The following is a 13,463-nucleotide window of genomic DNA, read 5'->3' on the forward strand; positions in this document are numbered from 1 at the left end:
TGCTAAGACACGCAAAGCAAGCACCGTTGTCGGCAAGTCGTACGTCGAGATGCTTAGTCTGTGGCGTCATAAAAAAGTCAATCACGATTGGACGGTTCACGAGTTCTACTATGCCTTAGCACGCCTAGGCGGTCACCAAAATCGAAAGCACGATCATCCACCAGGTTGGCAAGTCATCTGGGAAGGCTGGAAGGAATTGCTACCGATGGTCATGGGCTACGACGTCGCTAAATCGAAGTACTACACAAAATGTGGCTAAACCTAAGAGCTAGCGCTGTCGGCTCACTAATTTTTGCGAAACGCCTAAAACAACAGCCCGCTCGCGCCGTACCGCTACATTTGAAATCCTTCAGTAATACAATCGACGTCCCATCAGTCCAAGGAGCGTCATCCGATCCATGAAATACGTGATGAGCCACGGCAATCGCACGTTGACTCCCTTTCAGTCCAAGGACTGTGCTTTCATCACTGAAATCAAACCGCTTTGAGGTTAGCGGCCAGTTTCCCGCACCGACCTGCGATGCGGTGAACGGACCCGCATCGGTTTGTTCCATAAAGTATTGGAACGGTACCAACCTACATCCTGAGTGTGGCCATAACCACGATCTGCTCGATACGGTTTTCATTCCGCTCACTGCGACCGTCTTCGCGACCACCCGTTGAGCCGATGTCGCGCGGTTCGTTGATGGAATGATTCTTCCTACATCGTATAAGCGAGCCGTTGGCCAAAGCACGTTGCGCACGACGAACGCGGCCAAATGCGATCGGTGACTCAGCGGTTGTCCGTCGACGACAAAAGCAACGAACCTCATGCGGCACCCCGACTCGCGGAAGCGATCGCCGCAAAGGTCGTGATAGACAGCGAGTCATTCAGTTGAGACACGCTTCCCCACCCGCCGTCTCATGAAATTCAAACCTTCGAGAGAGCCAGCTCGATATCTCCCAGCGATGGACGAAGAAGGTAGCAAAATCGTCACGCCAGAAGCCGGTTCTGACCCGAAAGATGCAGCACGGGTACGCCTCTCCCCCCTCGTTTCCACCCGGGAAAAGGGCTTTCGTCTCGCTTTCGGACCGGACGGTGATAATTTTAGAACCTCATCCTGGTATCCTTTAAACGCACGATACAGGACGATGGTTTTCCCGTGTATGATCCTCTTCCAAGCGTGAGTCTCCACCGCCGGGAGGAATGAACACGATCCTGAGGCGGTGCGGGCGCAGCGACTCCAAAACAACCGCCGGTGGCTCAATGCGGTTTGACTGCGGTTCGAAAAAACTGAGGCCAAGTAGTGCGTGCACTGGAATCAAACTCATGAAAAATAGAATCATCGCCTGTTTGTTCACGATCGTTTTGGGATGGTGGACTCCCATTCTCGGGGCCAATGACGCAGTGGCTCCGCTAGAAACACTCACCCCGCAAGAGACACTGGCCCCGTTAGACAACGACAAGCCCCCCACAACGGTCGAAGCGTTATGGGCGGATTTTGATCCGCGTGCCGAACCGCTGGACGTCGAAATCTTGAAGGAGTGGGAAGAGGACAACGTCGTGTTGAGAGTGGTGCGATTTCACATCGGAACCTTCAAAGGCAAGAAGGCGATGCTGGCCGGAATCTACGGGTTTCCAAAGGGTGCCAAGAATCTTCCGGGTTTGCTGCAAATTCATGGTGGTGGGCAGTATGCGGATCACCGCGCTCCGCTGGCTAATGCCAAACGCGGCTATGCCACAATTTCCATCTCTTGGGCAGGCCGCATCAGTGCTCCTGGTTACAGAGTAACGCCCGCGGAGGTAAAGCTGTTCTGGGACGGCAAAACGGACGAACCAAACTATCGGTTGACGACCGATTGGGGAGCGGTCGATGGCTATCACGCACCGTCGCGAAATTCCAAAAATGTGTTTCCCCAAATTCCGGACCCGGCGTCCTGGACGCTGGATGATGTGAAGTCGCCGCGAAACAACAGTTGGTTTCTGTGTACGCTTGCCGCACGCCGAGCTCTTACGTTTCTAGAACAGCAACCGCAAGTCGATGCAAACCGACTGGGTGTCTACGGACATTCCATGGGCGGAAAACTGACCGTGCTGACGGCAGGTGCCGATGCACGAGTGAAAGCGGCGGTGCCTTCCTGCGGCGGGATCAGCGATCGCGATAACGACGATCCCTTGTTTCGCGCGACCCTTGGCGATGACGCCTATTTGAAACGTATCCGATGCCCAATCCTGTTCCAAAGTCCGGCCAATGATTTCCACGGACGCATCAACGATCTGCAGACCGCATTGACGGAAATTCAAACCGATGCGTGGCGAGCAACCTGTTCGCCGCATCACAACCATCAGGACACAAAGGAGTATGAAGTTGCTTCGCTGCTTTGGTTCGACCAGCACTTGCGCGGTACTTTCCAGTCGCCAACGACGCCTGCAACCGAATTGAAACTGGGTGCAACGCCACAGTTTTCCGTCAAGCCCGATCAGTCGCAACCGGTGTTGGCAGTCGATGTCTTCTACACACGCCAGGGACAAATCGACGGAGAGAAAGACGATCACGAGAACAGCAAGGCGCGGTACTGGCAGCATGCCAAGGCGGTCAAGCAGGGCGATGTCTGGATCGCGGACCTCCCGTTGTTTGGAACCGACAAGCCACTCTGGGTTTACGCCAACGTTCTCTATCCGCTGGATCAACCGGTAAGTGGTGCGGGCTATTACTACGGCGAGTACACCACCGAACAATTCAACCTCTCATCCAGGATGGAGATGATCTCGGCTGAGAAACTGAAAGCGTCTGGAGCAACATCTACGCTTGAGGCGACGTTGCAGATCGAGTCGTTTGAAGGCGAATGGACGAAGGGCTGGTTTACTTACCGACCGCACGAGTGGGATCGTAAAACGCACAAGGTTTACGATCCACGCTGGAAAGCACCAGAAGGTGCGAAGCTGGCGTTTGACGTCAAAGCCGCGCGTGCCAATACGATGGTGGTCGGTATCGACGATTACGCCATCGAGGTCGAAGTGCAGGGGGACGCGGCGTGGCAAAAAGTCCTTCTTTCTCCTGCTGATTTCAAAAATGCGGCCGGAGAGTCGATGTCGGACTGGGATGGCATCCGGGAGTTGCGACTGGGAACTTCCGATCGTTTAACGAGCAACGTTGGCGGAAACACCACGCGAATCACACTGGGATCCTCATGGCAAGGGGCACCGCCGGAGTTTCGCAACCTGTGTTGGTCGAAGCAGCAGATCGCTGCGGACGTGGACTATAAAGCCTTCCTGGGTCAACACGATATGCTATGGGATCGAATTCCCAATCGCTGGGAAGTCGCACCGTATACGGGAAACGGCAACGTCGGATTCTTGTTCTATCAAGCACAAGACGAAGCGAAAAATGTGATTTCGATCTATACGGGACGGCACGACTACTACGACCACCGCGAACCGCATGAAGGCCATGAGCTGCTGTGGATCTATCGCAGCCGGTTGCCGCTTAGCCATTTCAAACTCACTTCCCAAGGTGACATCACGGCAGTGAACCTGCGACTGGACCTGTGGAATGCCGAGCTGACCGGCACTATCGAAACGGACAAAGGCTCCTACGGCGTGCGAGGTTTTTCCCACAGCCTGCACGATGTGATCTATTTCGAAACGGATGCGAATGATGAGTCGGTCAACGTCTCTTGGCATCCGGATGTTCCCAAGGCACCGGTACGAACGACGCTAGAAGCCGGCGGTGGTCCCAAGGGTGGTAGCTGGGACAGGATGCGTGAGGCACCCTATGAACTGCCACCATCGCCAACCTTGAGCGAGGAAAACGGTCAACGGTTCTGTTATCAACCGCTCTATAAGAATCGCGGTGAAACCACAACAGGCTGGGAGGTTTCCGGAACGCCAGACCAGAAACAGATCCTGCTTGCGAGTGTCCATCACAGTTTTCCCGAGCACAACTCGATGGAAATCGTGAAGGACAACCTTCACAACGCGAAGGCAATGTTGGCGGACGATCGTTTTTTCGCGACGCACCGAAAGTGGTGGAACGAATACTATCCGCTGAGCTTCCTAACGTTCAACGACGCCGAAAAGGAAACCTTCTACTGGATCCAGATGTACAAGTTCGCTTCGGCAACCCGTGGCAACGGTCCGGTAATGGACCTGATGGGACCTTGGTACCACAAGACCTTCTGGCCGATGGTTTGGGGCGACCTCAACGTCGAACTCCAGTACTGGACGCATTTGACAGCCAACCGACTTGACGTCGGTTCGTCACTGGTGAATTGGTTCGACAAACATGAATCCCAGCTGTTCAAGAATGTGCCCGAACACTGGAAAGACAGCGCCGGTTTGTCAACGCTGTTCCCGCAAGACCTTGTGGCACACCAAGGCGCAAGCGTGCCAGATATGTTGTGTTGGATTCTCCACGACTACTGGCTTCACTGTCAGTTCGCTGGAGACGGCGAGCGGATGCGCACCGGTCTGTTCTCCAAGCTGCGTGGCGTCGGGAACAGCTATCTGAATTACCTCAACGACAACCCGGTGTCCTCCGATGACGGCAAGATCCACATCAAGAATAGCTGGTCGCCGGAATATCCTGGCGGGCGCGGGCAGGACATCAACTTCACGATCGGATTGATGAAATGGTGTTTTCAGACACTCCTCGATATCAACGAGCAGCATGAACTGAACGATCCTCTCGCTGATCAGTGGAAGAACATTGTCGATAACCTGGTCGATTTCCAGATCGATGAAAGCGGCCTGCGCATCGGCAAGGATATTCCCTTCGATAAGCCACATCGCCACTACTCCCACCTGCTACCGTTCTATCCGTTAGCGGTGCTGACACCGGACACCCGCGAAGACAAGGAACTGCTGCGCACGTCGCTGGAGCATTGGCTGGACGTGACCTTCAATAGCGGCATCAAGGTGACTGCGATGCCAGTAACCGGCTACACCGCCACGGGGGCGGCATCGATGTATGCGTGGTTGGGCGACCAGGAAAGGGCCTACCACTATCTCGACTTCCTCATCAAACACAATCGGGTTTCCCCGACGACGATGTATGCCGAAGGCAATCCGGTAATCGAAAGCCCGCTCTCGTTCGCGACCTGTATCCACGACATGCTTTTACAAAGTTGGGGCGGCGTGCTTCGCGTCTTCCCTGCCTCGCCTCAGGTTTGGGGTGATGTTGCGTTCAAAGATTTACGAGGACAGGGGGCGTTTCTGGTCAGTGCCAAGAAGCAGGACGGTGTGACACAGTTTGTAACCGTAAAGAGCTTGATCGGTTCGCCCTGTGTCGTGTGGACGGATATTCCGAACCCCAAAATCACGATCGGTGGCTCTCCGGCTGAAGCCACGGTCCGTGCCGACGGAAGTTACGAGCTTTCACTCGAGAAAGGGGAAACCGTAACATTTTCGGCCGGCAGCTTGGCGTTATCTGACATGACCATCAATCCGATCCCAGTCGCTGAGGCGGATCGCAACCTATTCGGACTGAATGAGAAAACCAAACGCCTGCCGGGACATCAGCACTACTACCCAGAGCGTCCCAATTCAGCATCCACTTCGAAGGCACCCACCGGTACTCAACAAACTTTGCCAAATCGTACCGGAGACTTGACCGGAGGTTCCTGGATGATCGCTAGCCAGGCCGACTGGGAACAAAACTGCGACGCTCAGACCAACCTTGAAATCAAAGACGGTTTAGCATCGCCGACCGCGAAAACCGCAACCTACCGAAGCGTTCTGAAACGATTCGACGCCAAGAAAAAGCCCGAGTCGATTCTCATTGAACAGTCGCCCGTTTGGCAGAACTGGGAACCGGCGGGAGATATCGGTCCTGGCTGCACATTCGACTCACCGGTGTTCCTCAGCCTGGGTCCGAAGAACTACTGGATGTTTGCGCGGCACAACCGAGGTGCCGAAAACAAGTCGTGGGATGAAAGCACCAAGGGCAAGTTTGTCGCCGAATCGATCGAACTGGAAGGCTTTGACGTTCCGCTGCTGACCACGCCGATTGCGAACCAGTTCCGTGCACCGGGTGGATTGAAACGGAGCCTCAATGGATATCACGCGTGGGAAAGCCGCGATATGAAGAACTGGGTTCACCATGGACCGATCACGGACCTGCAGTCGCAGTGGATGACCACGGCCGAGTATGTCGACGGCAAAGCCTATTTCTACTACGACTTTCCAAACGACCAGGACCCGCATCTGATTATTGATAGCGATCTCACTGATGGCGAGGTCGGAGAAAAACGAGGGATCGCATTCGAAGATCCGTCGCATGGATCGGATTGCGCATTCATTCGTGATCTCGAGGGCAATTTTCACGTGATCTATGAGGACTGGAGTCCCATCCACGCCAACAGCCATTCTTTTGACTCACCGCTGGCCGGCCATGCGGTCAGCAAGGATGGAAAAGGTGATTTCAAAATTTTGGCTCCGGCGGTGGATCACCGCACGAAACCAACCGGCGTGATCAAAACCTACAAACACCCGCACTGGGTCAAAGAGTGTCCGGAACGTTTTCAAACGGACATCGGTGAGTACGAAGTTCATGAGCCAGAACAGAACGCCTACGGTGATTGGGCAGCGATCTGCATAGGCGGCAGGTACTACCTGTTTGGCGACTACGATCCAGCGGGTTCTCATGGTTCGCGCGGCAGCAACATGAGTGTGGCCTGGTTTACGTCGCCAAGCTTGGACGAACCGTTCGAGTTCTGCGGACACATCGGCCAGGGACACCCCGATCCCGACATCTGTTTTGCCGAAGGACGCTTCTGGTTGGCGACGCAACCGGAGGAAGATTTTGTCAGCCCCGGCCCTTGGGTGGAACGGGTCGAGGTGCGCGTCGGTGTGGATACGACCAACGACGGGTCGATCGATCAGTGGACGAGCTGGCAGTCGGTACAGGAGCAATACGATTACCTGCCCGGTTTCGCCAAACAGGTCGCCAAAACTCCGGCGGAAATGGATCTCACTGAACTGCAAGCGGCCTACGGTTTCCAATTTGAACTCAAGCTGACCGACAGCACCGAAAACGAATCCAAACCGATACTCGACAAGGTTCAAATGAATTTCAGATGAACCCAAAAACGTAACTGAAAGCAGTGCTTTGTCCACACAATAACATGCGTTAGTACCAAACGGCCCGCGCCGTTCCGCTACACTTTTTAGCGACAGCCCGCGAGCCCAATGCCATCTACCTGCTTAGCGGTGCGGCGCAAGTCTCCCGGTTACAGTGAGTAAGTTGTTTGAGATTTACCGGGCGGCTCGCGCCGCTCCGCTACAAAAAACCATCCGGTTAGCGCGAAAGTAGATGGTATTGGGCGAGAGCGTTCCGGTGTGAACAACCCTACCGCTTTGGTTGAACAAAGCCGTAGGTAGGAAGCAAACAAGGATCACAAACGTCACTGAGAAAATTTCATGCAACAAGAAAACAAGAAGGGAATCGGCTTCTTCGGGAGTATCGTCGTCGATCGCGTATTGAATATTGAGAGCTGGCCTGCGGAGGGAACATTAGGCCTGATTCAGGGCCGGGAAACTCTGGGTACGGGTGGATCGGCGTGGAACGATCCGGTAAACATCCGCGCAATCGATGCGGATGTTCCACTCTACGCCTGCGGCGTTATTGGCGATGACGCCATGGGCCGGTACGCGTTGAACCATCTGCAGGAACGTTCCATTGACACCTCGCATGTCGATGTGGCCAACGACGCCGACACCTCGTACAGCATCGTTTCCAATTCGCGAGCGTCAGGCTTGCGGACTCACCTGCACGCCAAAGGTGCTTGTGACCGATTCACCTGCGCGCACATTGACGCGTTTGCATCGAGGCTCGCCATTGCACACCTCGGGTACCTCATGTTGCTCGAGGCCCTGGAGCGTGAAGAAGGATCGGAGTTGATGGCTGTGCGTGCTCTGCGAAGCCTTGGAGAGAAGGCCGACAAGGTGGCGGTGGACATCGTCTCGCTCGACAACTCGACTGATCGGTTCCGCAAGATCGTCACGCCGTGTCTTCCCCATGTTGATTACTTGATCATTAATGAGTTCGAGGCGGGCCAGATTACAGGAGAAGAAATTCGCAATGCGGATCATTCGCTCGATGGGCAAGCGTGCCTACGAGCGGCGCGTGAGTTATTGCGGCAAGGGGTTCGCGATACTGTCATTATCCACTTCCCCGAAGGGGCACTCGGTATGAGTACCTCCTCGACCGAATTTTGCCCGTCTTTCGAGGTTCCTCAGCAGGAGATCGATTGTGTCGTTGGCGCCGGCGACGCTTTCACCTCGGCGGCACTCTACGGATTCTATCGTGGCAGAACGTTGGCTGAGTGTCTTCTGCTCGGCAATGCCAATGCAAGGCATAACATTGTCAGTAGCTCCTGCACCGATGGTGTTGTCAGCCTGGCGAGCCTTGAGGAGACCATCGCGAACGAACCGCAACGCGCATCGATATTACAGATCGATGGTTGAATTACGACCAACGCTCCGAATGCCGAGCGTTCAATACAGGGGTGTGCTTTGTGAACGGCAAAAGTAGGGATGACACCGGACGGCTCGCGCCGTTCCGTTAAGATTTTTAGCGGCAGAGCGCGAGCTCTCCGGTTCCGGAAACAGCAAAAGTTAAGCCTACTTCTTTGTCAGCCGGAAGTCTCCGCGTGACACCGGACGGCTCGCGCCGTTCCGCTAAGATTTTTTGCGGCAGAGCGTGAGCTCTCCGGTTCCGGAAACAGCAATAGTTAAGCCTACTTCTTTGTCAGCGGGAAGTCTCCGCGTGACACCGGACGACTCGCGCCGTTCCGCTAAGACTTTTAGTGGCAGAGCTTCAATAAGACCGTGGTCTCGTTGATGGAATCGCTTTGAATGCATAACGTGTATCCATCACGGTACGCACCGGATTGCAAATCATGCGATCTACTTTTTCTTACCCGCACTGACCTTTTCTGCATCAACTGACTTCAGGAAAGTGAGCAACTGCTCCTGTAGCTCCGACACCTTCTCCGGCTGACTCGATGCGATGTCATGCTTCTCGGCATGATCCGTCAGCGTATTGTAGAGCGAGACATTGGCGACGCTACCGTTTCTGTTCCAGGTCAGAAATAGTTTGTATTCATCCTGCACGAATATCGACCCTCGCCTGCCGGCACGATGGAAGACCAAACCGTCGATGCCACGTTTCACAGCATTGGTCTCCGAGGGGTTGCGAAGAACACTCACGAAACTACCGCCGTCTACTTCATCTGGCAGCGGAGTCGTCCCGCCAGCGAGTTCGTAGAATGTTGGTAGAAAGTCATAGCCGGCAACCGGTTCATGACTGACTGAATTCGCTTTAATGCCCGGACCGCGCACATAGAACGGCACCCGGAGACCACCTTCATCCAGACTATGCTTTGCGCCCTTCAGCGGATGATTCGTTGGAAGACGTTTGTCATTTCCACCTGGAATTGTGCCTCGACCACCATTGTCCGAAGTAAACACCACATAGGTATCACTGCTCAAATCGAGTTCATCGAGCGTATCTAAAATCCGACCTACCCCTGCATCCAACTCTCCAAGCATCCCTGCAAAGGCCTCCGTGTAGGCTCTGTCGGGCGTGCCTTTTGCTTGATACTTGTCCAGTGACGCCTGCTTCAATTCGACACGGAGGTGAACCGCGTAATAGCTAATTTGTGCGTAGAATGGTCGTTTTGCTTCGGCCTGCTGTTTGATGAAATCGATGGCACGGTCCGTCACCGAACCGGTGAGTTTGGGGTCTTCGGTGACGTGAAAGGGTTTCATCTTGTCTTCGATCCCACCCGTCGCATTGCCGGTCTCGCCGTCACTCACATCGTAGCCACACTCCTCGGGCGTCGAAATCATCCTCTCGCCCCATTTGCCAAAGTGCGCGGTCACGTAGTTCGCATTGGCCTGCTTCAAGGCGTGAGGCAAAGTCATGTGCTCGGCCGGAACATACGTGCTGGAGAATTCGCTTCCGCTGCGTGCGGCCGATGCGCCACAAAGGATGCTTCGCCTTGTCGGCGTGCATAGCGGAGCCGGCGAATATCCACGAGTGAAAAGCATGCCTTCATCGACGATGCGACTCATGTTGGGTGTTTCCAGATAATCCGACTTCGATTCAGAAACATCGGGGTGCGCTAAATGACTCACCTGACTCCAGCCCTGATCGTCGGTCAGAATGAGGATGATGTTTGGAGATTTCGCGTTCGCGGATGAACACGCCGCAATGAAAAAAGCGACAAATACTAAGGCAACGATTCTCATGAATGAATACTTTCCTAGGATCAGAGTTGCAGCGATTTGTGAAGCCGAGCGGGAAACAAGATTCGAATTTGTATTATAAGCTGACTGAAAGAGTGCGTGCTGCTGGCTGGCAACCTGCAGGGCAAATCAAGGTCTCAATTTGGGAAACCTTCGTCGTAGATCGCTCCGCCGATCCAACGCCTGCAACACGATGGGGCACAGAATAATTCACGCCAATCTCGACGCCCTATTTTAATCATTGAGTTGCCTCGGCAGCTTGCACCACGATAGTGATCGCCCGCTCGCTCTATGGTATCATGCCCATGATCGCAACTGACTGGCATGACCACAGGACTGCTTTGAATTCTATCTAAGCCACCTGCATGCGCAAGCTCGTTCCGGCGTTGTCTCCTACCTGCGTTGATCTGTCTGCTAGATGCCACCGCGTTTCCCACCTCTGCATGCATCGCGTTGGACCTAAACTAGAATCCGTATCAGGCCCGACCTGACTTTTTCGAACGAAGTCACCACGGGCTTGCCACGACGGTCAATGCTAACCCCGTTCACTGTAACACCTTTGGCTTGAACTGAAGAGAGATTTTATGAAATCGCTATGTCTTGCAATCGTAGCCGTCTTGGTTTGCGTGTTGCCCACCAGGGCCGAGGAAAACGAAACGCACCTCTTCATCCTATCGGGTCAGTCGAATATGGCTGGACTCGATCCGGAGATTTCGTTCACGCCAGCGGTCGAGGCTGCGTTTGGCAAGGAAAACGTGACCGTTGTGAAAGATGCCGTGGGTGGGCAGCCGATTCGGCGATGGCACAAGGATTGGAAACCACCCCAAGGCGATTCACCGAAAGCGACGGGAGATCTGTACGACCGGTTGATGAAGCAAGTCCATGCTGTGGTCCAAGCAAGAGAATACACAACCGTCACCTTCGTTTGGATGCAAGGAGAGCGGGATGCCAAGGAGAAATTTGGAGACGTCTACGCGGCCAGCTTGAAGGGACTGATCGGTCAGCTCGAACAAGATCTGGGACGAGACGATGTCAACTTCGTCATCGGTCGGCTAAGCGATTTTGATATGGCTAATGCAAAGTACCCGCACTGGACAAAGGTGCGCGAAGTTCAAGTCGAAGTTGCGGAGGCTGATCCGCGTGGTGCTTGGGTGGATACCGATGACTTGAACGATGGTGTCAACAAGAGAGGCAAGGAAATCACCAATGACCTTCATTACTCCGTCGAAGGTTACCGGACGTTGGGCAAACGATTCGCCGAGAAAGCGATTGCACTCATTGAGGAGAATCGCCAGGCGGCTGAGGCAAAGGTTTTCAACATCAACGACTTCGGTGCTGTCGGGGACGGGAAGTCGGTGAACACCCGCGCCATCCAGGCTGCCGTCGATGCTTGTTCCAATGCGGGCGGGGGCGTGGTCCGCGTTCCTTCGGGTGACTACGTCACTGGAACGATTGCGTTGAAGAGCCACATCATTTTATCAGTGGATCAGGGCGCCTCGTTACTAGGCAGCCAGGACATGAAGGACTATCCCACCGCTAGTCTGCGTCCCGCTCGGGAAGGCAATTCCGAATGCCTCCTGTACGCCGAAGACGCGACCGACATTCGCTTGATAGGCAAGGGAGTCATTGATGGCCGCGGCAAACCGGAATTTTTCCCTCGTAATGCCGGCCCTAACAATAGAGACCGACGCCCTCGGTTGATTCGCTTTGAGAATTGCCAGAAAGTTACGCTGTCGGACCTCACCTTCAAGAACCCGGCGTTCTGGGGCATTCACTTGGTCGATTGCCGCGACGTCCAGATCGACTCGATCACGATTCGCTTCCGCAACAACCACTCCAATAATGACGGGATCGATTTGGATGGCTGTGAAAACGTATTGATCGAAAACTGCGACATCAACGCAGGCGACGACGCCATTTGCCTGAAGAGCAGCTTGAATCCCTGTCGAAAAATTGTCGTTCGTAATTGCAAAGTAAGCAGCAACACGGCGGCATTGAAGTTCGGCACGTCATCGAGTGGCGGTTTCATCGATGTGGATGTCTCAAACTGCACTTTCTACGACTGCCCGATGGGTGCCATCAAGCTGCAGATCGTGGATGGAGGCCGCATGGAAAACATCAAAATCTCACAGATTCAGATGACGGATGTAGGTTGCCCCTTATTCATTCGTTTGGGTGACCGGGGGCGGGAGTACACGCGTAACACCGCAACAGGGCCCAATACCGGCAGCGGCGAATCCGAAGGAGCCCGGGTCGGATCAATTAAAGACATCACGATCCGTGACGTGGTGGCGAAGGTCACGTTCGAAGACCGGGCTCGGGCGGCACATGCCACCTATCGAGCAGCGAAACCACCGACATCGTCTGAGTTGACCGACAACGAAAAAGCGAAAGCCGGTCCGATCATGATCACAGGCATCCCAGGGCACTACGTGGAAAATGTCCTTTTGGAAAACATCAAAATTTCCTTCCCCGGCCAAGGAACTGAAGAAGAGGCGAATCACGAGGTTCCCGAAGACATCGCCCGCTATCCGGAACAGTTTTTCTTTGGTGTGCTGCCCGCTTGGGGCGCCTACATTCGGCATGCACGAAACGTGCAGTTCAAGAACGTGGAACTGACGTCACGCGCACCCGACGCCCGTGAGAAAATCGTCCTCGACGACGTAATCAATTTTGAAGAGTGATCGCATCGATGCAACGACTAATATTTGCGTGGCCGGACCTGACCGGTCTCTTCGTTGATAGCGCGGCAGACGCTGCACTGCGAACAGAGCCAAACGTCCTTCACATCCTGACCGATGACTTTACCGGCAAACCTTGATCAGTTTCGATGTTGACGGCGAAACGCCTTACGAGACGCCAAACTTGGCTCGACTAGCAAAGAAGATACGCAAATACAGGCAGGCCCATTTGCCGTCACCAGCTTGTGCGAGTTCTCGGGCGGCCCATGTCTCTGGTTAGTATCCGGCGCACGCTGGCATTTAGTAGGTGTTAAGCAGGTACATAAAAGTGATTCGGTATAACGACAATTCCGCTGCTCGTGATCGGTTCGGCGCAGGGCGGACCAAGGAGCCTAAGCGACGCCGTTCCGGCACGACTGAGCAAGGGAATGCCGGAACTCGCAAAGCCTCGGTCCGGCCTACAGTTCGCGGCAGTTTCGCCAGATGATTCCTGCATACCTGCTTAGTCATGTTATCGATGGCGGCATGATCGTCCTATTGCTCGTGACCTT

At 54.4% G+C, this 13,463-nt stretch carries 5 protein-coding genes and 1 pseudogene; 5 read left to right on the top strand and 1 reads right to left on the bottom strand.

Features of this window, described 5'->3' with window-relative positions:
- The 3 genes and pseudogenes from NB063_RS30935 to NB063_RS30945 all read left to right on the top strand — a co-directional run.
- A pseudogene (locus NB063_RS30935) lies at positions 1-259 on the top strand (hypothetical protein); the annotation flags it as partial.
- Between the two features lie 1,050 nt (positions 260-1,309).
- On the top strand, positions 1,310-7,060 hold the full coding sequence (locus NB063_RS30940; protein ID WP_250933510.1) for a glycosyl hydrolase family 95 catalytic domain-containing protein: 5,751 nt from the start codon (positions 1,310-1,312) through the stop codon (positions 7,058-7,060).
- Positions 7,061-7,399: 339 nt separating this feature from the next.
- Positions 7,400-8,446, top strand: a complete 1,047-nt coding sequence (locus NB063_RS30945; RefSeq protein WP_250933512.1) for a carbohydrate kinase family protein — start codon at positions 7,400-7,402, stop codon at positions 8,444-8,446.
- 441 nt (positions 8,447-8,887) lie between these two features.
- Here NB063_RS30945 and NB063_RS30950 read toward each other — a convergent pair whose 3' ends face one another.
- Positions 8,888-10,234 carry a sulfatase gene (locus tag NB063_RS30950; RefSeq protein ID WP_250933514.1) on the bottom strand — a complete coding sequence of 449 codons (1,347 nt, stop codon included), beginning with the start codon at positions 10,232-10,234 and terminating at the stop codon, positions 8,888-8,890.
- Between the two features lie 581 nt (positions 10,235-10,815).
- Between NB063_RS30950 and NB063_RS30955 the strand changes: the two genes are divergently transcribed.
- Both NB063_RS30955 and NB063_RS32380 read left to right on the top strand, forming a co-directional pair.
- Positions 10,816-12,915, top strand: a complete 2,100-nt coding sequence (locus tag NB063_RS30955; RefSeq protein ID WP_250933516.1) for a sialate O-acetylesterase — start codon at positions 10,816-10,818, stop codon at positions 12,913-12,915.
- An 8-nt stretch (positions 12,916-12,923) separates the two neighbouring features.
- Entirely contained in the window at positions 12,924-13,052 is a 129-nt protein-coding gene (locus NB063_RS32380) for a hypothetical protein (RefSeq protein ID WP_261367695.1), read from the top strand.
- Positions 13,053-13,463: the final 411 nt, after the last annotated feature.

The organism is Aporhodopirellula aestuarii (assembly GCF_023701485.1).
Classification (GTDB): domain Bacteria; phylum Planctomycetota; class Planctomycetia; order Pirellulales; family Pirellulaceae; genus Rhodopirellula; species Rhodopirellula aestuarii.

Bases quoted from the DNA above. Each gene is read 5' to 3' on its own strand.
- NB063_RS30940 (WP_250933510.1), top strand. From the start codon at position 1,310: ATGAAAAATAGAATCATCGCCTGTTTGTTCACGATCGTTTTGGGATGG.
- NB063_RS30945 (WP_250933512.1), top strand. From the start codon at position 7,400: ATGCAACAAGAAAACAAGAAGGGAATCGGCTTCTTCGGGAGTATCGTC.
- NB063_RS30950 (WP_250933514.1), bottom strand. From the start codon at position 10,234: ATGAGAATCGTTGCCTTAGTATTTGTCGCTTTTTTCATTGCGGCGTGT.
- NB063_RS30955 (WP_250933516.1), top strand. From the start codon at position 10,816: ATGAAATCGCTATGTCTTGCAATCGTAGCCGTCTTGGTTTGCGTGTTG.
- NB063_RS32380 (WP_261367695.1), top strand. From the start codon at position 12,924: ATGCAACGACTAATATTTGCGTGGCCGGACCTGACCGGTCTCTTCGTT.